Source organism: Pseudomonas sp. PICF141 (assembly GCF_002286815.1).
Classification (GTDB): domain Bacteria; phylum Pseudomonadota; class Gammaproteobacteria; order Pseudomonadales; family Pseudomonadaceae; genus Aquipseudomonas.
This window is the reverse complement of the sequence record NZ_MUNM01000069.1, coordinates 1-18965: the sequence shown is the minus strand read 5'-3', so window position 1 is coordinate 18965 and position 18965 is coordinate 1. Positions and strand designations below refer to the sequence as shown.

The window sequence follows — 18965 nt, the reverse complement described above, 5'->3', positions numbered from 1 at the left end:
ACATATTATTGTTGGCATTGGCCGAGGGTTTCAGCCTGTGGAGAGAAATTGTACTAACTGGTTAATAAGGTCAATTGAAGAGGGTGCCGGGACTGGATTATTTGTGCGGTGATCGGACATGCGCAAAAAGATCGCAGCCTTCGGCAGCTCCTACAGCTGCGATCGTTTCAGCGTGGCAGATGCTCAACCAGAAAATCGATAAACGCCCTTAGCCGCAACGGCACATGGCGGCTTTGCGGGTACAGCAAAGTGAAGGGACGGGAACGTCCGCCATAGGGCTTGAGCACTTCCACCAGCGAACCGTCCGCCAGTTCCTTTTCGACGATGAAACGATAGGTCTGAAAGATCCCGGCGCCGCTTTTTGCCAGCGTCACGCCCCCCAATACATCATCGGAACAGCAGTAATTGCCCTCGGCCAAAATCTCCCGAGGCACGCCGTTATTGTTGAACAGCCAGGCGATCCGCCGCCCACTGCTGGGCAGTTCGTACTGAATACATTCGTGCTGAGCCAAGTCATCCAGGGTCTGCGGGGTACCGGCACGTTTCAGGTAATCAGGGCTGGCAATTAGCACCAGCGGGGCGTCTTCCAACGGCCGTGCAATCAGCCCGGAGTCGGGAATGGCCCGCACACGAATTGCCATGTCATAGCCTTCGCCGACGAAATCGATGTTGCGATTGCTGATGTGTGCCTCGACTTTCACGGCGGGAAAGCGCGCCCTAAACGCAGGCAGCAAGGGCAGGATTCGATGATGGGCATAGGTCGTGGGAATACTGATGCGCAAAGTGCCAGAGGGTTCTTGCTGTTGCCCCATCACTTCGCGCTGGGCCTCGACCAATTGTGCGAGAGCTTCGTGACACTCCTCGAAATAACGCCGGCCACTATCGGTCAGCTTGACGCTGCGGGTGGTACGCGCAAACAGCCGCACACCCAAGCGTTCTTCCATGCGCGACACCGAGCGGCTGACGGCGGCCGGGGTCACACCTGCCACCAGAGCTGCTGCGGTAAAGCTGCCGGCTTCGGCGGCCAGGCAAAACAGTTCGATGCTGCCCAGCTGAAGATCGTCGAAATGTCGCTGCATGATTGATTACACCGGAAATCAAATGAAGTGTCTGAGTCTGTATCTATCAAATAAGAGCGCACAAATACAGGGCTGGTTACCGGCCAGGTATTGGCGATGAAAGGATTGCTTACTCTTTTTTGCCTTGATTGGCGGAGCCCGATCGACCTGGAACGCTAGGCTCAAACGTGGCCAGTTGATCCTAGCGATCAGCGCCACTTATCGGATTCTTCAAGGAATGGCGAATCTTCGAACTCTATAACCTAACGGATGGGTTAGCATGAATGTATGCCGCTACAAAGGGTTTTCACTGGTGGTCATGTTGCGTGATGAGCATTGCCCGCCACACGTTCACGTCGACGCAGGCTTATGGAGCGCGCGCTTCAGGTTCAGCTTCTGGCACAACGGCGTCGAGCTCTGGGATGTCGTCCCTCATTCGCATCGACCTCCTCTGGCTGTGCTGGAGGGATTGCGTCAGGCGCTCAGGCAACCTGCCCATTTACGGCGAGCCCGTGACATCTGGTGGAGCAAATTGCAGACGGCTTGCCTCGACAATCAGTTATGGGATTGGCAGGGCAATGAAGTGGTCGTGATGAAGTGGATTGGCAGCAAGACTTACATAATTGGTTCGGCTCGCTATGAGCCTGAAGGCAACAAGACCCTACTGACCCTGATGGGAGCACCAGAAGGCGTGGAGATCGAATTATGAAAACGATAAGCGCAAAAATGCAGGTCGATCACCCCGTGACCGAAGGCGCTCTGGACGAAGCGATCGAGCGTGGTGGGGCACGCCGTCGTGCCGGATTGAATGCAACGACGGTGATCTTTCTTGATCCATGTCTCGCCGTCGGCTTTGAGGATGGCAGCGGTGTGTTGTTACCAGTGAAAAACTATCCGGAATTCGATGGTTTTGAGACCGAGGATTTCGCCGGGCTGAAAGTCGGTTTCGCCGGAGCCGCACTTTGTCACGAAGACAAGGATCTGCAGGTGTCCATCGCCGGTCTGATTTCGGCGAGCAAACCGCTGATGGATATGGCCGCCTCGGTGATCGCCTCGCGCAATGGTCGTCAGAGCAGCGCCGCCAAGGCTGAGGCCGCACGGGCCAATGGCAAGAAGGGTGGTCGCCCGCGCAAGACCGATGCGGCACTTTGATCACCCACAAAAAAGCCGTCCAGTGGACGGCTGATTTGTATAGGGAGGCTGCGATCAACGACGGGTCAACAACACCCCGGATTCCATGTGATGGGTCCAGGGAAACTGGTCGAACATCGCGCATTGAGTAATGCGGTGAGTGTCGTGCAGTTGGGCGATGTTTTCCGCCAGGGTTTGCGGGTTGCAGGAAATGTAGAGGATGTTGTCGAAGCGTCGGGTCAGTTCGCACGTGTCCGGGTCCATGCCAGCACGGGGCGGGTCGACGAACACGCTACCGAACTCGTAGCTCTTGAGGTCGATGCCGTGCAGGCGGCGGAACGGACGAACTTCGTTCAGTGCTTCGGTCAGTTCTTCGGCAGACAAACGCACCAGCGTGACGTTATTCACTGCGTTTTCGCTCAGGTTGCTGAGCGCTGCGTTGACCGAGGTCTTGCTGATTTCGGTGGCCAGCACTTTGCGCACACGGGTCGCAAGCGGCAGGGTGAAGTTGCCGTTGCCGCAATACAACTCCAGCAAATCGTCGGGGCGATCGCCGAGGGCCTCATACGCCCAGTTGAGCATCTTCTGGTTCACCGTGCCGTTGGGTTGGGTGAACGCGCCTTCCGGCTGGCGATAGCTGAAGGTGCGGCCGCCTACTTCGAGTTTCTCGACCACGTAATCGTGACCGATCACTTCGCGTTTGCCCTTCGAGCGACCGATGATGCTGACATTCAGGTCGGCTGCCAGTTTCGACGCCGCTACGTGCCAGTGCTCGTCCAGCGGGCGGTGATAGCACAGCGTGATCATCGCATCGCCAGCCAACGTGGTGAGGAACTCCACCTGAAACAGCTTGTGGCTCAGCGCTGCACTCGCTTGCCACGCAGCCTTGAGTTGCGGCATCAACTGGTTGATGCGCAGGCTGGCGATCGGGAATTCTTCGATCAGGATCGGCGTACGTTTGTCTTCCTGGGAAAACATCGCGTAATGGCGCTCACCGGCTTCGCGCCACAGGCGGAATTCGGCACGCAGGCGGAAGTTTTTCAGTGGCGAATCGAACACTGCAGGTTCAGGGGCATCGAACGGGGCCAGCAGGTCGCGCAGGCGCGTGACCTTTTCTTCGAGTTGAACGGTGTAGGCCTGGGAGTCAAAAGTCATGCGTTGAACCAACCCAATTTGATCACGAACAGAATCGACAGAATCACCAGCGCCGAATTCAATTCACGGCCGCGACCGGACAACAACTTGATGGCCGTCCAGGAGATGAAACCGAAGGCGATGCCGTTGGCGATGGAATAAGTGAAAGGCATGGCCAGGGCAGTGATCACGACCGGTGCGGCGACGGTGATGTCGTCCCAGTCTATTTCGGCCAGGCCGGACGTCATCAGTACGGCGACGAACAGCAAGGCAGGCGCAGTGGCAAAGGCTGGAACACTGGCCGCCAATGGCGAGAAGAACAGCGCGAGCAGGAACAGAATCGCGACCACGATGGCGGTCAGGCCGGTGCGGCCACCGGCACTCACGCCGGCTGCGGATTCGATGTAGCTGGTGGTGGTCGAGGTGCCCAACAAAGAACCGGCCATGGCCGCGGTGCTGTCGGCGATCAGGGCGCGGCCCATTTTCGGCATGTGGCCGTCCTTGCCCATCAGGCCGGCGCGCTTGGCGACGCCGATCAGGGTGCCGGAGTTGTCGAACAGGTCGACGAACAGGAAGGCGAAGATCACGCTGACCAGACCGATGTCCAGTGCGCCCATGATGTCCAGTTGCAGGAAGGTCGGCGCCAGCGACGGCGGCATCGACATCACGCCGCCGAACGGGGTGAAGCCCAACAGGATGGAGACGAGGGTCACCGCGAGAATACCGATCAGCACCGCACCGCGCACTTTCAGGGCTTCGAGGGCAACGATCAGGGCAAAACCAAGGGTGGCGAGAATCGGTGCCGGTTGCTTCAAGTCACCGAGACCGACCATGGTCGCCGGGTTGCTGACCACGATGCCGGCGTTGTGCAGGGCGATCAGGGCCAGGAACAGGCCGATACCGGCGGCAATCGCCGAGCGTAGCGCCAGCGGAATGCTGTTGATGATCCATTCGCGGATGCGGAAGATCGACAACAGAAAAAACATCACCGCCGAGAGGAACACCGCGCCCAACGCCACTTGCCAGGTGTGGCCCATGTGCAGGACCACGGTGTAGGTAAAGAAGGCATTCAGGCCCATGCCCGGCGCCAGTGCGATCGGGTAGTTGGCGATCAGGCCCATGGTCGCCGAGCCGATGGCCGCTGCCAGGCAGGTGGCGACAAACACCGCACCTTTGTCCATGCCGGTCTCGCCGAGGATGCTCGGGTTGACGAACAGAATGTAGGCCATGGCCAAAAAGGTCGTGAGGCCCGCCAGAATCTCGGTCCGCACGTTGGTGTTGTGTGCCTTGAGTTGAAACAGCCTTTCCAGCATGTCTGCTCCCCGTGGCGCGCCCGGCGCCGTGAATGTATCGACCTCAACAGCAAAGCACAGGCCGCTGCAGGCGCCTGGGTTATTTTCTGCGGGTCGGAAAAAGCCGCGCATCATACCAGCAGCGTGGGGCTATGGCTGCTTATGGCTGCGATCGTCGTCGATGTTTTGCGCATAAGGGAACTGCGCCATACTGCGCGCTGTTTTTTGGGGGGAGGGAGGGGGTAGATATGTATTGCATTAATAAGCGTGTGATTGCGGCATTTGGATTGCTGCTCAGCTGTCTCATCGGCGCGCCAACAGCCTCGGCGGCAATGGCTCAACCGTTGAGCCAGGTGAAGGTGCTCAAGGTCGAATCACCTGGCTGTGGCTTTGAAAATATCGCGGACGGCCAGGCGCAAACCCGTTGCGATCACAACGGGCCAGACATCAAGGTGTACGTGCTGGAAGTCGGCTACGGCCGTGCAGCCCATGTCGCACTGGACGGTTTCGAGGTGAATGGCACTCGAACCCCTGTTTGTGCTTTTGATACCGGCAACCTGACCGAGTGCTCCGCCGGGAAAAAAACCGTCGGTTATCTGTACATCTTCAACCTGAAAGGCAAGCAGGACGGCACTTTCACGTTCAGCAACACCTCGATCAACGCCCCCGGCAATACGATGTCGACGCAGCTTTACATCAAGTAACGGCTGGGCTGGAACAAGGGCAGGAAAGCTGACTACGCTTTAAAGATTATCCTGTGGACCGCGCCCATGACTTTTAGAGCCCTGATTACCCTCGCCGAGGGCATCGACGATCTGCAAACCGTAACCCTGATCGATGTGCTGCGCCGCGCCAAGGTTGAAGTGGTGGTGGCCAGCATCGAGGCACGACGGATGCTTACCTGTGCTCGCGGCACCCGCTTGACCGCCGATGCGATGTTGGTGGATTTACTGGCCCAACCCTTCGACCTGATCGTACTGCCGGGCGGTGCCGTAGGGTCGCAGCATTTGGCGGCCCACCAACCCCTGCAACAATTGATCAAGGACCAGGCCGCCGCCGGGCGCCTGTTCGCCGGTATTGCCGAATCTCCGGCATTGGCGCTGCAAACCTTTGGTGTTTTGCGCCAACGGCGCATGACTTGCCTGCCCACGGTCAGCAATCAACTGTCGGGCTGCAACTTCGTTGATCAACCGGTGGTGGTCGATGGCAACTGCATCACCGCTCAAGGCTCAGGCGCCGCGTTGGAGTTTGCGCTGACGCTGGTGGAGCAACTTTGCGGCAAAGCTACGCGGTCAACGGTGGCGGGGGAGTTGGTGGTTTAACAAGTGCCCTGAACAGCAACGTCAGGCCCTGACTGCTTCCACTGGCTCATGCATACGATCGCGGTTGGCCAGGGTCGGGAACAGTTTGATCCAGGCGCCGGTTACCATCAGCGTGCCGATACCGCCCATGACCACTGCCGGCACGGTACCGAACCAGTGGGCCGTCAGGCCGGATTCGAACTCGCCGAGCTGATTCGAAGCACCGATGAACAAGCCATTCACAGCGCTGACCCGGCCGCGCATTTCGTCGGGGGTTTCCAGTTGCACGAACGAGGCACGGATCACCATGCTGATCATGTCCGCCGCGCCCAACACCACCAGCACCGCGAGAGAGAACCAGAACGAAGTCGACAGGCCGAAAGCGATCGTCGCCACGCCGAATACGCCCACGGCCGTGAACATCACCCGCCCGACGTTGCGCTCCACGGCAAATCGCGCCAGAAACAACGACATCAGCAATGCACCGACTGCCGGGGCCGATCGCAACAGGCCCAAGCCCCAGGGGCCAGTCAGCAGAATGTCTTTGGCAAACACCGGCAGCAGCGCGGTTGCGCCACCCAGCAGGACGGCAAACAGGTCCAGGGAAATCGCCCCGAGAATGTCCGGGCGACTGCGAATGAAGCGAATACCCGCCAGCAGCGAATCCAGGGTGGCCTTGCCCTTGTTCAGCGGTGTTTGCCGGGCCGGTAGGTTGAGCATCAATGCACAGGCGATGAGGTAAAGGATCACCGTCGGGCCATACACCCAGACGCTGCCGAAGGCATAGAGCAAACCGCCCAGCGCCGGGGCGACGATGGTGGCCGATTGTTGCGCAGATTGCGCGGCGGCAACGGCACGGGGAAACAAGGCGCTGGGCACGATGCCCGGCAGCAAGGCCTGGGTCGTCGGCATTTCGAAGGAGCGGGCGGCGCCGAGCAGGAACGCGAGGATGAAGATCATCTCCCGGGTGACCTGATCGGTCGCGCTGCCGATGACCAGCGACAGGGCGATCAGCGCTTGCAGGGACTGACAGATCGCCGCGACCTTGCGCCGGTCATAGCGGTCCGCGACATGCCCGGTGTGCAGCATGAACAACACACGGGGGGCAAATTCCACCAGCCCCACCAGGCCCAGATCGAGCACATTGCCCGTCAGTTGATACAGATTCCAGCCAATGGCCACGGTCAACATCTGAAAACCGCTGGCGGTAAACACGCGAGCCAGCCAGAACGCGATAAACGGGCGGTGATGACGTAACAGCAGGGGCGCTTGGCTGGGCATCTGAAGGCGGGTCTGGGAGGGGGAAAGGGCGAGATTATCACCAAGCTGTAACCAGAAGTTGCAAGGCCAGGAAATTTAGTTAGCTAGACACCGATCTATAGAGCATACGAATCCCTGTGGGGAGGGGGCTTGCCCCCGTTGGGCTGCGAAGCGGCCCCCAGACCTGGGTAACTCACTGCACCACAGTAACCGACTGCTGCGCAGCCGAACGGGGGCAAGCCCCCTCGCCACAGTTAATTCACCCAGCTAAAAATCTATTGCAACGCATGCCAAAAACCATGAGGCAACCTGTCACGCGGCAAAAGACCACACCGTCCATCGGCAAAAATGCGACTACTCTTTCAACGTTGCTTGACCCAGATCAAGACCCTTCGTGGAATTGGTCCGGCGGCCAGATGGCCAGACTCCCCAGGTTTGTGATGGTGGTACAAAAAGAACGAATTCGAATTCGCCATACGCCATATCCGTGGGGACAGTGGGTGTAGGCCTCATGCCTTCAGCCGGTATTACCTGACAGAGGAAGACGTATGTTCGGTTTGGAGGCTCTTGATCTCGCCCGGATTCAGTTCGCATTCACCATTTCGTTTCACATCCTGTTCCCGGCCATCACCATTGGCCTGGCGAGTTACCTGGCGGTGCTCGAAGGCCTGTGGCTGAAGACGCACAATGATACTTACCGCGATCTGTATCATTTCTGGTCGAAGATCTTTGCCGTCAACTTCGGCATGGGCGTGGTGTCCGGCTTGGTCATGGCCTATCAGTTCGGTACCAACTGGAGCCGTTTCTCGGACTTCGCCGGTTCAGTGACCGGGCCATTGCTGACCTATGAAGTGCTGACAGCCTTCTTTCTCGAGGCCGGCTTCCTGGGCGTCATGCTGTTCGGCTGGAACAAGGTCGGGCGCAAGCTGCACTTTTTCTCAACGGTCATGGTCGCCATCGGCACCCTTATTTCGACTTTCTGGATTCTGGCTTCCAACAGCTGGATGCAGACCCCGCAAGGCTACGAGATCGTCAACGGCCAGGTCATTCCAGTGGACTGGCTGGCGATTATCTTCAACCCGTCGTTCCCTTACCGCCTGATGCACATGGCCACGGCAGCGTTTGTTGCGACCGCGTTTTTCGTCGGCTCCTCGGCGGCCTGGCACTTGCTGCGCGGCAAGGACAACCCGGCCATCCGCACCATGCTCTCGATGGCGATGTGGATGGCCCTGATCGTGGCGCCTATTCAAGCGGTGATCGGCGACTTCCATGGCGTCAATACGCTCAAGCATCAACCGGCGAAAATCGCTGCAATCGAAGGCCACTGGGAAAACGTCGGCGACGAACCGACCCCGCTGATACTGTTCGGCTGGCCGGACATGGAAGCCGAAAAAACCAGATTTGCCGTGGAAATTCCCTACCTGGGCAGCCTGATCCTGACCCATACCCTGGACAAGCAAATACCGGCACTCAAGGAGTTCGCGCCTGAAGACCGGCCGAATTCGACCATCGTCTTCTGGTCGTTCCGGATCATGGTCGGCCTGGGCGTGCTGATGATCTTCACTGGTTTGTGGAGCCTGTGGTTGCGCAAACGCGACAGGCTTTATACCTCACGTCCCTTCTTGTACCTGGCGCTGTGGATGGGCCCATCCGGCCTGATCGCGATTCTCGCCGGCTGGTTCACCACTGAAATCGGCCGTCAGCCGTGGGTAGTGTACGGTTTGATGCGCACGGCGGATGCCTCCTCCGGGCACAGCTTCATGCAGATGAGCATCACCTTGATCATGTTCGTCGTGGTGTATTTCGCGCTGTTCGGTGCCGGTCTTGGCTACATGATGCGCTTGGTGCGCAAAGGGCCGAAGATCGACGAGGGCAAGGAAACCAACGAAGGCGGTCCTGGCCAGAAACGCACACCAGCCCGTCCGCTGTCCGCAGCCGATGACAATGGTGACGCTGATCACAACCACAGCCTGAACAAGGAGATTTGAATCATGGGTATTGATCTTCCGCTGATCTGGGCCGTGATCATCATCTTCGGCATCATGATGTACGTGGTCATGGACGGCTTTGATCTGGGGATCGGAATTCTCTTCCCGTTCATCCAGGGCAAGAGCGATCGGGACGTGATGATGAACACCGTCGCCCCGGTCTGGGACGGCAACGAGACCTGGCTGGTATTGGGCGGCGCAGCGCTGTTCGGCGCCTTCCCGCTGGCCTATTCGGTGGTGCTCTCGGCGTTGTACCTGCCGCTGATTTTCATGCTGGTCGGGCTGATTTTTCGCGGTGTGGCCTTCGAGTTTCGCTTCAAGGCCAAGGACGACAAGCGCCACCTCTGGGACAAGGCATTCATTGGTGGCTCGATCGCCGCAACCTTCTTCCAGGGCGTGGCATTGGGTGCGTTCATCGATGGGCTACCGGTAGTCAATCGTCAGTTTGCCGGCGGTTCACTCGACTGGCTGACGCCGTTCACGATGTTCTGCGGGGCGGCGCTGGTGGTGGCTTACGCACTGCTTGGCTGCACCTGGCTGATCATGAAAACCGAAGGCAAATTGCAGGAGCAGATGCATGACCTGGCGCGACCATTGGCCTTCGTGTTACTGGCGGTGATCGGCATCGTCAGCATCTGGACGCCGTTGGCCCACGCTGAGATCGCTGCACGCTGGTTCACCCTGCCGAATCTGTTCTGGTTCTTGCCGGTGCCGATTCTGGTGCTGGTGACGTTGTACGGTCTGCTTCGGGCGGTAGCCCGCAATGCGCATTACACGCCATTCCTGCTGACCCTGGTGCTGATCTTCCTTGGCTACAGCGGTCTGGGTATCAGCCTGTGGCCGAATATCGTGCCGCCCTCGATCTCGATCTGGGACGCCGCCGCACCGCCGCAAAGCCAGGGCTTCATGCTGGTGGGCACGCTGTTCATCATTCCGTTCATCCTGGGCTACACCTTCTGGAGCTACTACGTGTTCCGCGGCAAGGTCACCCACGAAGATGGTTACCACTAGTCACTAGGGCGCGGCATTGAATCCTGCACCGCTGCAGAGGAGAAAACGATGATGGCTGGCAAACCCACTTTGCGGGAAATCGAAGCCGCCGAGAAAAAGCCGCTGTGGCAGCGACTCGGCTGGCTGGCGATGATCTGGGCCGGTAGCGTCGTGGCACTGTTTATTGTGGCCACGCTCATGCGGATGTTCATGAATGCCGCGGGCCTGAGCACCCACTGAAATTCCCATCCCGTTGCCTTGAGGCACGGATTTATAACCCTCCTGGTCATGGAGGGTTTTTTTTGGGCTTTTATTTGCGTGCTTTGAGAATGACGAACTTGGGGGTGGCGGCTACTTGCTCGACGCCACGGAACAACCGCGCCAGCTTGCTGTGATAACCCAGATGACGGTTGCCGACGATGTACAGCGCGCCACCCGTCACCAACGCTTCACGCGCCTGCTGGAACATCCGCCAGGCCAGGAAGTCGCCGACCACTTGCTGCTGGTGGAACGGCGGATTGCACAGCACCACGTCCAGGGATTGAGGTTCCTGATCTGCCAAGCCATCGCCGGCCCGCACAATCACATTGCGATCGCCCAGCGCCATGCGCCAGTTTTCAGCCGCCGATTGCACGGCCATGAACGATTCGTCCACCAGCGTGTAGTGCGCCTCAGGGTTTTGCAGGGCACTGGCAATCGCCAGCACGCCGTTGCCACATCCAAGGTCGGCAACCCGTGCTTTGCCGAGGTTTTTCGGCAAGTGCGGCAAAAAGGCCCGCGTACCGATATCCAGCCCTTCGCGGCAGAACACATTGGCGTGATTGAGCAGTTCGATGGCAGGCTCGTCGAGTCGATAGCGGGTCGGGTAGGGAGAGACAGCCGGGGTTCTGGCTTCGGCTGTGGCGATCAGCAATCGAGCCTTCTTCACCGCCAGCGAGGCTTGTACCGGGCCGATGTAACGCTCCAGCAGATCGCCCGCAGCGCGTGGCAAATGCTTCACCATCGCGGCTGCAATCACTTGAGCGCCGGGAGCCAGTTGCCCCTGTAGCCGGATCAGTTGCTCTTCCAGCAGGGCCAGGGTTTTCGGTACCCGGATCAATACCCGGTCAAACGGCCCGACGAACATTTCACTGGCAGGCACCTTCGGCACTGCATCAAACGTATGGCCGTTGCGTATCAGGTTTTTTTCCAGCCCCTGAAAAGCCAGAAACGAATCGCCGCTGCTGCTCACCCGAACCTTGCCCACCAGGCTGGCGGCCAAAGCCCCGAAGCTGTCATTGAGCACCAGCACGCGGGTATCGGCTGCCGGTTGTTGCCCGGCCAGATGATTGAGCAGGTATTCATCTGCGGCATCAAATGCTTGCAATGGTTCGTTCTGCTGTTCTGGCTGGCGGATCAGATCGAGTTGAGCAAAGGGGGTTTCGAGCAGAGGCATGAGGCGGGGGCTCTGGGTAATCAACGGAGGATAATCAACGAATGGCCCGCCGCTCAGGGGCTTGTCGCGGGCGAACCATCCGAGTGGACTGCGTCATGGAATTTCACACGGCATCACTCGGGATGGATCGCAAATGGTACGTTTTTTTCGCCTGGATTACTCGCAGGGATTACCGGATTCAAACAGATTCAGATGACGCCCACTTTCGCGGCTCTGATCACCGCCGCAATCTTGTTGTTTACGCCGAATTTCCGGATGGCGCCGCGTATATGGAACTGTACCGTGCTAGGACTCAGGTTGAGGATCATCGCGACCTCGTCTGCCGTCTTGCCATCGGCTGAATATTTAAGCACCTCGATTTCCCGGGATGATAAATGCACTGTGCCCGGTTTTGGGGGCGCAGGCAGTTCTTTTGCCACAAGGCCATGCAGATGACGGCTAATGAACAACGCGTAGCCCAGATTTTTGTACAGATCATGCATCGTAATCGGACAGTGGCTTCTGGCCAGGCTCAGTATGCTGCAAAGCCCATTCTCATCATGAACGGATTGGGACCAGCCATAGCGCAATCCTTGCTGTTTTTGTGCTTGCCACAATGTGGGAGTCTTGCAGAAGATTTCTTCCTGCCAAAGAATCGGTAACTCCGAATGATTGCAATGGGCTACTACTGGGTCGATTTCACTAAAATGCTCCTGTTCATACTTGCTGTTCCATTCAGTAGGATAATTATTCAGATTGATCGTGGGGTGGCGTATCTCCCTTATTGGGGATGCTATTGAAAAGGCACAGAAATTAAAGCCAAGGTTTTTAACGAGATTGAGAGAAATCTCGTACGCGGTCTCTATTTTCTGAGCGTAAGAAAGCTGCGTTAACTGTGATTCCTTCCACACTTTCATTTGGTAACTCCGTTGTGGACTTACTTGCGTTTGGTGCTTTAGGATCCAATATCCGGCACGCCCACGAGTGTAGGAGAATTCTTACATGCGTGCTGTATTTTTTTGCTCTTAAAAAAAAGTTGCAACTGCATAAACCGATTCTTAGCTTGCTAGCAAAGTAACAGGAGTCAATGGCCTATCATTTTTGTATTTCTACTGTCAGGTGCTGTGAAGCAAAAGCCATTACAAATCACCGGTGTTTATACCTTCTGCTTTGCGGGACACTGGTGTTATCTGTTGAATGGAGCGACCCATGACTGCCAGTGCAGAGAAATTCACACGCCAGACACTGCTCGACGTCCAGCCGTTGACTCCAAACCTGTTCACCCTGCGCACTACCCGGGATTCGGGCTTTCGTTTTCGCGCTGGGCAATTCGCTCGGTTGGGCGTGACCAAGGCCGACGGCAGTGCTGTGTGGCGGGCTTATTCCATGGTCTCGTCCCCCTATGACGAGTTCCTGGAGTTCTTCTCCATTGTCGTGCCGGGAGGGGAGTTCACCAGCGAACTGAGCCGGCTGGAAGTCGGCGATACGCTGCTCGTCGACCGGCAAGCCTTTGGTTATCTGACGCTGGATCGTTTCGTCGATGGCCGTGACCTCTGGTTGTTATCCACAGGTACGGGGCTGGCGCCGTTTCTGTCGATTTTGCAGGATTTCGAGGTTTGGGAAAAATTCGAACGAATTATCCTGGTCTATAGCGTGCGCGAAGCGCGGGAGCTGGCGTATCAGGAGCTGATTGCAGGGCTGGCCCAGCGCGATTATCTGGCGGAGTACGCGCACAAGCTGCAATTCATCGCCACGGTCACCCGCGAGCAGCATCCGGGGGCCCTGAATGGGCGGATCACGACGCTCATCGAAAGTGGCGAACTGGAGCGCACGGCCGGTGTTGCGCTGACAGCCGAGCATTCGCGGGTGATGCTCTGCGGTAACCCACAGATGATCGATGACACGCGCAAATTGCTCAAACAACGGGGCATGCACTTGAGCCTCAGTCGACGACCCGGACAGGTGGCAGTGGAAAACTACTGGTAAACAAAAACGGCGCCCTGAGGGCGCCGTTACTGTGGGCAATCCATTATCAAGGATGATTGTTTTGGGCTTTCAGCAGATCGCGAATCTCGCCCAACAGCTCTTCTTCCTTGGTCGGAACCGGCGGAAGCGTTGGCGCAACGGCCTCTTCACGTTTCAGGCGGTTGATGGCCTTGACGCCCATGAAGATCGCGAAGGCGACGATGATGAAGTCGATCAGGCTCTGGATGAACTTGCCGTAGGCCAGCACTACCGCTGGCACATCACCATTGGCAGCCTTGAGCGTAATAGCCAGGTCACTGAAGTCCACCCCACCGATCAGCAGGCCAATTGGCGGCATCACCACGTCACCGACAAACGACGAAACGATTTTTCCGAAGGCGGCGCCGATGATGATACCCACGGCCATGTCGACCACATTACCTTTGACCGCGAAGGCCTTGAACTCACTTATCACGCCCATAGGTTATTTCCTTGTTACAGATGAGGTTGGTGAGCGCAGTGTAAATCAGCAAAACGGCTCGCGCTCGAAACACCGCCTTACAATGCCCGCTCTTATCGACACATCTTTCGACAATTAGTTTACAAAGTGCCACCAGTCGCGCGCGACTACCCGCTCTAGACCGGGCATTCCAGAACCTTTTCGCTATCGGCTCGGTGGGGGATTTCTATTTATATTTTGGCCTTTGGGTCACTAGCCTCTGTGGGGCGCACCTGGATGCGCCTTATAAAATCAGAGGAAACTTCCATGACAACTCCCCTTGGCCTCGGGGCTTTTCCCCTTCGTCGTACCCTTGGCGTTCTGACCGCCAGCCTGTTGTCCTTCAGCGTCAATGCCGCGACCTTGACCCGCGATAACGGTGCTGCCGTCGGCGACAACCAGAACTCGCAAACCGCTGGCGCGACCGGGCCGGTGCTGTTGCAAGACATACAATTGATTCAGAAACTCCAGCGTTTTGACCGTGAACGCATTCCCGAACGCGTGGTGCATGCCCGTGGCACTGGCGCCCATGGCACGTTCACCGTCACCGACGACCTCAGCGACCTGACCAAGGCCAAGGTGTTCGCCGGTGGTCAGAGCACACCGGTTTTTGTGCGTTTTTCCGCGGTGGTTCACGGCAACCATTCCCCGGAAACCTTGCGTGATCCGCGGGGGTTCGCCACCAAGTTCTACACCGCAGACGGCAACTGGGACCTGGTCGGCAACAATTTTCCAACCTTCTTCATCCGTGACGCGATCAAGTTTCCAGACATGGTTCATGCCTTCAAGCCGGATCCGCGTACCAACCTTGACGACGATTCCCGTCGTTTCGACTTTTTCTCCCATGTTCCGGAAGCCACTCGTACCCTGACCGAGTTGTATTCCAACTCCGGTACGCCGGCCAGTTATCGGGAGATGGACGGTAACGGTGTACATGCCTACAAGTTAGTGAACGCCAAAGGCGATGTGCACTATGTAAAATTCCACTGGAAAAGTTTGCAGGGGTTAAAGAACCTCGACCCTAAAGAAGTGACAAGTGTTCAAGGTCAAGACTACAGTCATATGACTAACGACTTGGTCGCCAATATCAATAAGGGCAACTTTCCTAAATGGGACTTGTACATCCAGGTTCTCAGCCCGCAAGACTTGTCCAAGTTTGATTTCGATCCATTGGATGCGACCAAGATCTGGCCAGGTGTGCCGGAACGAAAAGTTGGACAAATGGTGTTGAACCGTAACCCGGCGAATGTGTTCCAGGAAACTGAACAAGTGGCCATGGCCCCGGCCAATTTAGTTCCGGGTATCGAACCTTCGGAAGATCGCTTATTGCAAGGGCGAGTTTTCTCGTATGCCGATACTCAACTGTATCGTCTGGGGGCCAACGCTCTGCAGTTGCCGATCAACGCCCCCAAAGTTGCCGTGAATAACGGTAATCAGGATGGCGCAATGAACATCGGCGCCAGCAGCACTGGCGTGAATTACCAGCCAAGTCGCCTGCTGTCCCGTGATGAGCCGCCAACCGCGCGTTACAGCCAGTCGGCCCTGTCGGGCAGCACGCAGCAGACGAAGATTCAGCGCGAGCAGAACTTCAAGCAGGCGGGTGATCTGTATCGCTCGTTCAATCAGAAGGAGCGTCAGGACCTGATCGGCAGCTTCGGTGGCTCACTGGCCACCACTGACGATGAGAGCAAACACATCATCCTGTCGTTCCTGTACAAGGCCGACCCGGAGTACGGCACCGGGGTCGCCAAAGTGGCCAAGGGTGATCTGGCTCGGGTCAAGGCGCTGGCGGCCAAACTGGTCGATTGATCCATCTGCCTGAAGCGGGGCCTCATGCAGGTCCCGTCTGATCAAGGAGCTGTGCCATGCGTTTTTATCTGTCTGTTTTTCTGGCGTGCTGGTCACTCAGTGGGTTCGCCGGGCCTGACGCGCAAACCTCGAACAACCCTCAGGCGCTGCAATCCCAATTACAGGATTACTACTTTGATGCCGCCCGGCGCGGTGATGTGCCCATGCTCGAGACCTTCATCGAGGCCGGCTATTCCCTCGATACCCGCGACAGCAAGGGTTACACCGCATTGATTCTGTCCGCCTATCACGGTCACAGCGCCGCGGTGGCGCGTTTACTCGCTGCCGGGGCAGACGCGTGCGCTCAGGATCAACGCGGCAATACGGCGTTGATGGGCGCGATTTTCAAAGGCGAAGTGCAGATCGCCAGGACTTTGTTGGCCGCTCCTTGCAACCCCGACCAACGCAATGGCGCGGGGCAGACTGCCGCGATGTACGCCGGTTTGTTCAGGCGTGTCGAGTTGCTGGACGTCCTCAAGGCCAAAGGGGCGGACATGCACGCCGAAGATCCGCTGGGCAACAGTGCCGCGCGTCTGGCCAGCGGTGAAATCCGTACGGCGCCGCCGCGCTGATCCGCGTGAGCTGAGCTATCATCGCGGTTTTTGCCGGGAGTTCAGATGGCCAAGGCCAAGCGCATGTACGGCTGCACCGAGTGCGGCTCAACCTTCCCCAAGTGGGCCGGCCAGTGCGGTGAATGCGGGGCCTGGAACACTTTGACCGAAACCATGGTCGAGAGCGGCGGTGCCGCAGCCCCCAGTGGACGCACCGGTTGGACCGGTCAGCAGGCGCAGATCAAGACCCTGGCCGAAGTCAGCGTCGAAGAAATCCCGCGTTTCTCCACGGCGTCCAGCGAGCTGGATCGCGTTCTGGGCGGCGGCCTGGTGGATGGCTCGGTGGTGTTGATCGGTGGGGATCCGGGCATCGGCAAGTCGACCATTTTGTTGCAAACCCTGTGCAACCTCGCCAAGAGCATGCCGGCACTGTATGTCACCGGCGAAGAGTCCCAGCAACAAGTGGCCATGCGCGCCCGGCGCTTGGGCTTGCCTCAGGATCAGCTGAGGGTGATGACCGAAACCTGCATCGAAACCATCATCGCCACGGCCCGGCAGGAAAAGCCCAAGGTGATGGTGATCGATTCGATCCAGACGATTTTCACCGAGCAACTGCAATCGGCACCGGGTGGCGTCTCTCAGGTTCGCGAAAGTGCGGCGTTACTGGTGCGTTACGCCAAACAAAGCGGTACGGCGATTTTCCTCGTCGGCCATGTCACCAAAGAAGGCGCACTGGCCGGCCCGCGAGTGCTGGAACATATGGTCGACACCGTTCTGTATTTCGAAGGCGAATCCGATGGACGCCTGCGTTTGTTGCGGGCGGTGAAAAACCGTTTCGGCGCAGTCAATGAATTGGGCGTGTTCGGCATGACCGACAAGGGCCTGAAAGAAGTCTCTAACCCCTCGGCGATTTTTCTGACCCGTGCCCAGGAGGAAGTCCCGGGTAGCGTGGTCATGGCAACGTGGGAAGGCACCCGGCCGATGCTGGTGGAAGTGCAGGCGTTGGTGGACGACAGCCACATGGCCAATCCACGCAGGGTAACGCTCGGTCTGGATCAGAATCGCTTGGCCATGTTGTTGGCGGTTTTGCATCGACATGGCGGCATCCCGACTCACGATCAGGACGTGTTCCTCAACGTGGTCGGCGGGGTAAAGGTGCTGGAAACCGCTTCGGACCTTGCCTTGATGGCGGCGGTCATGTCCAGTTTGCGTAACCGGCCGCTGCCCCATGATCTGCTGGTGTTTGGCGAAGTCGGCTTGTCGGGTGAAGTGCGCCCGGTGCCGAGCGGCCAGGAGCGTTTGAAGGAAGCGGCCAAGCACGGCTTCAAGCGCGCCATCGTGCCCAAGGGCAACGCGCCGAAAGAAGCGCCGCCGGGGTTGCAGATTATTGCCGTGACGCGGCTGGAGCAAGCGTTGGACGCGTTGTTCGAGTAACTTCGGATCGATACAAAAACCTGTGGGAGCGGGCTTGCTCGCGATTGCATTCCTTCATTCAACCTATCTGTTGCGGTTGAATCAGCTATCGCGGGCAAGCCCGCTCCCACAGGTATTGCGTCGTGTCTTCAGGTTTCGATGAGTGCGCCCAATTCGCGCTCAAGTTCCTGGGGATCTCCCAGATTGAGCTCAACCAACCGTCGCAGACGCTCGATGGATTCCAGGCTGATGTGTTTGCAGACAAACCCGAGTTGACCACCTCCATCGTGGGTCAGCAGCACATCCATCTTGATGGCGACATCTTCGTTGAGATGAATATCAACCAGGAAATGCCAGTCTGGATTACCCAGCCAAGGCTCGGGTTTTTCGATCAACAATCCTTTGAGCGACAGGTCGATCAACTTCACCGGCCAGATGAACTCCCCCTGACTCAGCTCGGTGCGGGCATCGAACGCAAAACGTTTGAAGCGGCGACGATCAGCGCGGTGGTCACTCATGGCGTAATCCTCTGAATGTCCGCTGACTATAGACCCGCATTATTAAAACCTGCCAGCCAAGACAAGGCCCTGGATCAATGTCGGGGTATGGCCTTTGCTGTCAGTAGCGCTAAACTCCGGGTGGCTTTCTTTCTTGTCCACTCTGGCTGGAATCATAAAATGAAAAATAATAATAGCCTGCTACGCCACCTACCCTGGCTGCTGCTGGCAATCCTGGGAGCGTGCGCCCTGGGTGTCGTGGCATTGCGCCGAGGCGAGGCAATCAATGCCTTGTGGATTGTGGTTGCCGCCGTGGCCATTTATCTGGTCGCGTACCGCTACTACAGCCTGTTCATCGCCACCAAAGTGATGCAACTCGATCCGCGTCGGGCTACCCCCGCCGTGCTCAACAATGATGGTCTGGACTACGTGCCGACCAACAAACACATTCTGTTCGGACACCACTTCGCCGCCATCGCTGGCGCGGGGCCGCTGGTCGGCCCGGTCCTGGCGGCGCAGATGGGTTACCTGCCCGGTACGCTGTGGCTGATTGCCGGGGTGGTGCTGGCCGGTGCGGTTCAGGACTTCATGGTCCTGTTCATGTCCACCCGCCGCAACGGTCGT

20 protein-coding genes are annotated in these 18965 nt (G+C 58.0%); 12 read left to right on the top strand and 8 right to left on the bottom strand.

Going from position 1 to position 18965, the window contains the following annotated elements; genetic code table 11:
• Positions 1–167 precede the first annotated feature (167 nt).
• Entirely contained in the window at positions 168–1079 is a 912-nt protein-coding gene (locus BZL43_RS19795) for a LysR family transcriptional regulator (protein WP_095633859.1), read from the bottom strand.
• Between the two features lie 259 nt (positions 1080–1338).
• Between BZL43_RS19795 and BZL43_RS19790 the strand changes: the two genes are divergently transcribed.
• Together BZL43_RS19790 and BZL43_RS19785 are read left to right on the top strand one after the other, a co-directional pair.
• Entirely contained in the window at positions 1339–1767 is a 429-nt protein-coding gene (locus BZL43_RS19790; protein ID WP_095633858.1) for a DUF4160 domain-containing protein, read from the top strand.
• Positions 1764–2210, top strand: coding sequence for a DUF2442 domain-containing protein (locus BZL43_RS19785; protein ID WP_095633857.1), 447 nt, complete (start codon positions 1764–1766; stop codon positions 2208–2210). The genes BZL43_RS19790 and BZL43_RS19785 overlap by 4 nt, the downstream gene beginning before the upstream one ends.
• A gap of 54 nt (positions 2211–2264) precedes the next feature.
• Here BZL43_RS19785 and trmA read toward each other — a convergent pair whose 3' ends face one another.
• Positions 2265–3344 carry a tRNA (uridine(54)-C5)-methyltransferase TrmA gene (trmA, locus tag BZL43_RS19780; RefSeq protein ID WP_095633856.1) on the bottom strand — a complete coding sequence of 360 codons (1080 nt, stop codon included), beginning with the start codon at positions 3342–3344 and terminating at the stop codon, positions 2265–2267.
• Complete coding sequence (locus BZL43_RS19775) at positions 3341–4636, bottom strand: NCS2 family permease (RefSeq protein WP_095633855.1); 1296 nt, start codon at positions 4634–4636, stop codon at positions 3341–3343. Before BZL43_RS19775 ends, trmA begins: the two co-directional genes overlap by 4 nt.
• 227 nt (positions 4637–4863) lie before the next feature.
• Between BZL43_RS19775 and BZL43_RS19770 the strand changes: the two genes are divergently transcribed.
• Both BZL43_RS19770 and BZL43_RS19765 read left to right on the top strand, forming a co-directional pair.
• On the top strand, positions 4864–5319 hold the full coding sequence (locus BZL43_RS19770; RefSeq protein ID WP_095633854.1) for a DUF4879 domain-containing protein: 456 nt from the start codon (positions 4864–4866) through the stop codon (positions 5317–5319).
• Positions 5320–5385: 66 nt separating this feature from the next.
• On the top strand, positions 5386–5937 hold the full coding sequence (locus BZL43_RS19765; protein WP_095633853.1) for a DJ-1 family glyoxalase III: 552 nt from the start codon (positions 5386–5388) through the stop codon (positions 5935–5937).
• 21 nt (positions 5938–5958) lie between these two features.
• Here BZL43_RS19765 and BZL43_RS19760 read toward each other — a convergent pair whose 3' ends face one another.
• The gene (locus BZL43_RS19760; protein ID WP_095633852.1) at positions 5959–7197 is read right to left on the bottom strand and encodes an MFS transporter; all 1239 of its coding nucleotides are present in this window, start codon (positions 7195–7197) and stop codon (positions 5959–5961) included.
• A 527-nt stretch (positions 7198–7724) separates the two neighbouring features.
• Here BZL43_RS19760 and BZL43_RS19755 point away from each other — a divergent pair.
• The 3 genes from BZL43_RS19755 to BZL43_RS19745 are packed head-to-tail and all read left to right on the top strand — an operon-like array spanning position 7725 to position 10394.
• Positions 7725–9164 (top strand): cytochrome ubiquinol oxidase subunit I, encoded by a 1440-nt coding sequence (locus BZL43_RS19755; RefSeq protein ID WP_095633851.1) that lies wholly within the window; start codon positions 7725–7727, stop codon positions 9162–9164.
• Positions 9165–9167: 3 nt separating this feature from the next.
• The gene (cydB, locus tag BZL43_RS19750) at positions 9168–10175 is read left to right on the top strand and encodes a cytochrome d ubiquinol oxidase subunit II (RefSeq protein WP_095633850.1); all 1008 of its coding nucleotides are present in this window, start codon (positions 9168–9170) and stop codon (positions 10173–10175) included.
• A gap of 51 nt (positions 10176–10226) precedes the next feature.
• The gene (locus tag BZL43_RS19745; RefSeq protein ID WP_168185121.1) at positions 10227–10394 is read left to right on the top strand and encodes a DUF2474 domain-containing protein; all 168 of its coding nucleotides are present in this window, start codon (positions 10227–10229) and stop codon (positions 10392–10394) included.
• 70 nt (positions 10395–10464) lie between these two features.
• Here BZL43_RS19745 and BZL43_RS19740 read toward each other — a convergent pair whose 3' ends face one another.
• Both BZL43_RS19740 and BZL43_RS19735 read right to left on the bottom strand, forming a co-directional pair.
• Positions 10465–11589 carry a class I SAM-dependent methyltransferase gene (locus BZL43_RS19740; RefSeq protein WP_095633848.1) on the bottom strand — a complete coding sequence of 375 codons (1125 nt, stop codon included), beginning with the start codon at positions 11587–11589 and terminating at the stop codon, positions 10465–10467.
• 188 nt (positions 11590–11777) lie between these two features.
• The gene (locus BZL43_RS19735; protein ID WP_095633847.1) at positions 11778–12485 is read right to left on the bottom strand and encodes an autoinducer binding domain-containing protein; all 708 of its coding nucleotides are present in this window, start codon (positions 12483–12485) and stop codon (positions 11778–11780) included.
• A gap of 292 nt (positions 12486–12777) precedes the next feature.
• On the opposite strand from BZL43_RS19735, the gene BZL43_RS19730 reads away from it, so the two are divergent.
• Positions 12778–13554: a ferredoxin--NADP reductase gene (locus BZL43_RS19730; RefSeq protein ID WP_095633846.1), complete on the top strand. Its 777-nt coding sequence runs from the start codon at positions 12778–12780 to the stop codon at positions 13552–13554.
• A 46-nt stretch (positions 13555–13600) separates the two neighbouring features.
• Here the strand turns inward: BZL43_RS19730 and mscL are convergent, their stop codons facing one another.
• The gene (gene mscL, locus BZL43_RS19725) at positions 13601–14014 is read right to left on the bottom strand and encodes a large-conductance mechanosensitive channel protein MscL (RefSeq protein WP_095633845.1); all 414 of its coding nucleotides are present in this window, start codon (positions 14012–14014) and stop codon (positions 13601–13603) included.
• Positions 14015–14299: 285 nt separating this feature from the next.
• Between mscL and katB the strand changes: the two genes are divergently transcribed.
• The 3 genes from katB to radA are packed head-to-tail and all read left to right on the top strand — an operon-like array spanning position 14300 to position 17865.
• The gene (gene katB, locus BZL43_RS19720; protein WP_095633844.1) at positions 14300–15841 is read left to right on the top strand and encodes a catalase KatB; all 1542 of its coding nucleotides are present in this window, start codon (positions 14300–14302) and stop codon (positions 15839–15841) included.
• Between the two features lie 56 nt (positions 15842–15897).
• Positions 15898–16452, top strand: coding sequence for an ankyrin repeat domain-containing protein (locus BZL43_RS19715; protein WP_095633843.1), 555 nt, complete (start codon positions 15898–15900; stop codon positions 16450–16452).
• A 45-nt stretch (positions 16453–16497) separates the two neighbouring features.
• Entirely contained in the window at positions 16498–17865 is a 1368-nt protein-coding gene (gene radA, locus BZL43_RS19710) for a DNA repair protein RadA (RefSeq protein ID WP_007895270.1), read from the top strand.
• 128 nt (positions 17866–17993) lie between these two features.
• On the opposite strand, the gene BZL43_RS19705 is transcribed toward radA, so the two are convergent.
• Positions 17994–18362, bottom strand: coding sequence for a PilZ domain-containing protein (locus BZL43_RS19705; protein ID WP_095633842.1), 369 nt, complete (start codon positions 18360–18362; stop codon positions 17994–17996).
• Positions 18363–18521: 159 nt separating this feature from the next.
• On the opposite strand from BZL43_RS19705, the gene BZL43_RS19700 reads away from it, so the two are divergent.
• Positions 18522–18965: carbon starvation CstA family protein (locus BZL43_RS19700; RefSeq protein WP_305884085.1), on the top strand; the 444-nt coding region annotated here is incomplete at its 3' end.

What these genes read in the sequence shown, in the direction of transcription:
- BZL43_RS19795 (WP_095633859.1), bottom strand. Translation starts at nt 1,079, where the DNA reads ATGCAGCGACATTTCGACGATCTTCAGCTGGGCAGCATCGAACTGTTT.
- BZL43_RS19790 (WP_095633858.1), top strand. Translation starts at nt 1,339, where the DNA reads ATGAATGTATGCCGCTACAAAGGGTTTTCACTGGTGGTCATGTTGCGT.
- BZL43_RS19785 (WP_095633857.1), top strand. Translation starts at nt 1,764, where the DNA reads ATGAAAACGATAAGCGCAAAAATGCAGGTCGATCACCCCGTGACCGAA.
- trmA (WP_095633856.1), bottom strand. Translation starts at nt 3,344, where the DNA reads ATGACTTTTGACTCCCAGGCCTACACCGTTCAACTCGAAGAAAAGGTC.
- BZL43_RS19775 (WP_095633855.1), bottom strand. Translation starts at nt 4,636, where the DNA reads ATGCTGGAAAGGCTGTTTCAACTCAAGGCACACAACACCAACGTGCGG.
- BZL43_RS19770 (WP_095633854.1), top strand. Translation starts at nt 4,864, where the DNA reads ATGTATTGCATTAATAAGCGTGTGATTGCGGCATTTGGATTGCTGCTC.
- BZL43_RS19765 (WP_095633853.1), top strand. Translation starts at nt 5,386, where the DNA reads ATGACTTTTAGAGCCCTGATTACCCTCGCCGAGGGCATCGACGATCTG.
- BZL43_RS19760 (WP_095633852.1), bottom strand. Translation starts at nt 7,197, where the DNA reads ATGCCCAGCCAAGCGCCCCTGCTGTTACGTCATCACCGCCCGTTTATC.
- BZL43_RS19755 (WP_095633851.1), top strand. Translation starts at nt 7,725, where the DNA reads ATGTTCGGTTTGGAGGCTCTTGATCTCGCCCGGATTCAGTTCGCATTC.
- cydB (WP_095633850.1), top strand. Translation starts at nt 9,168, where the DNA reads ATGGGTATTGATCTTCCGCTGATCTGGGCCGTGATCATCATCTTCGGC.
- BZL43_RS19745 (WP_168185121.1), top strand. Translation starts at nt 10,227, where the DNA reads ATGGCTGGCAAACCCACTTTGCGGGAAATCGAAGCCGCCGAGAAAAAG.
- BZL43_RS19740 (WP_095633848.1), bottom strand. Translation starts at nt 11,589, where the DNA reads ATGCCTCTGCTCGAAACCCCCTTTGCTCAACTCGATCTGATCCGCCAG.
- BZL43_RS19735 (WP_095633847.1), bottom strand. Translation starts at nt 12,485, where the DNA reads ATGAAAGTGTGGAAGGAATCACAGTTAACGCAGCTTTCTTACGCTCAG.
- BZL43_RS19730 (WP_095633846.1), top strand. Translation starts at nt 12,778, where the DNA reads ATGACTGCCAGTGCAGAGAAATTCACACGCCAGACACTGCTCGACGTC.
- mscL (WP_095633845.1), bottom strand. Translation starts at nt 14,014, where the DNA reads ATGGGCGTGATAAGTGAGTTCAAGGCCTTCGCGGTCAAAGGTAATGTG.
- katB (WP_095633844.1), top strand. Translation starts at nt 14,300, where the DNA reads ATGACAACTCCCCTTGGCCTCGGGGCTTTTCCCCTTCGTCGTACCCTT.
- BZL43_RS19715 (WP_095633843.1), top strand. Translation starts at nt 15,898, where the DNA reads ATGCGTTTTTATCTGTCTGTTTTTCTGGCGTGCTGGTCACTCAGTGGG.
- radA (WP_007895270.1), top strand. Translation starts at nt 16,498, where the DNA reads ATGGCCAAGGCCAAGCGCATGTACGGCTGCACCGAGTGCGGCTCAACC.
- BZL43_RS19705 (WP_095633842.1), bottom strand. Translation starts at nt 18,362, where the DNA reads ATGAGTGACCACCGCGCTGATCGTCGCCGCTTCAAACGTTTTGCGTTC.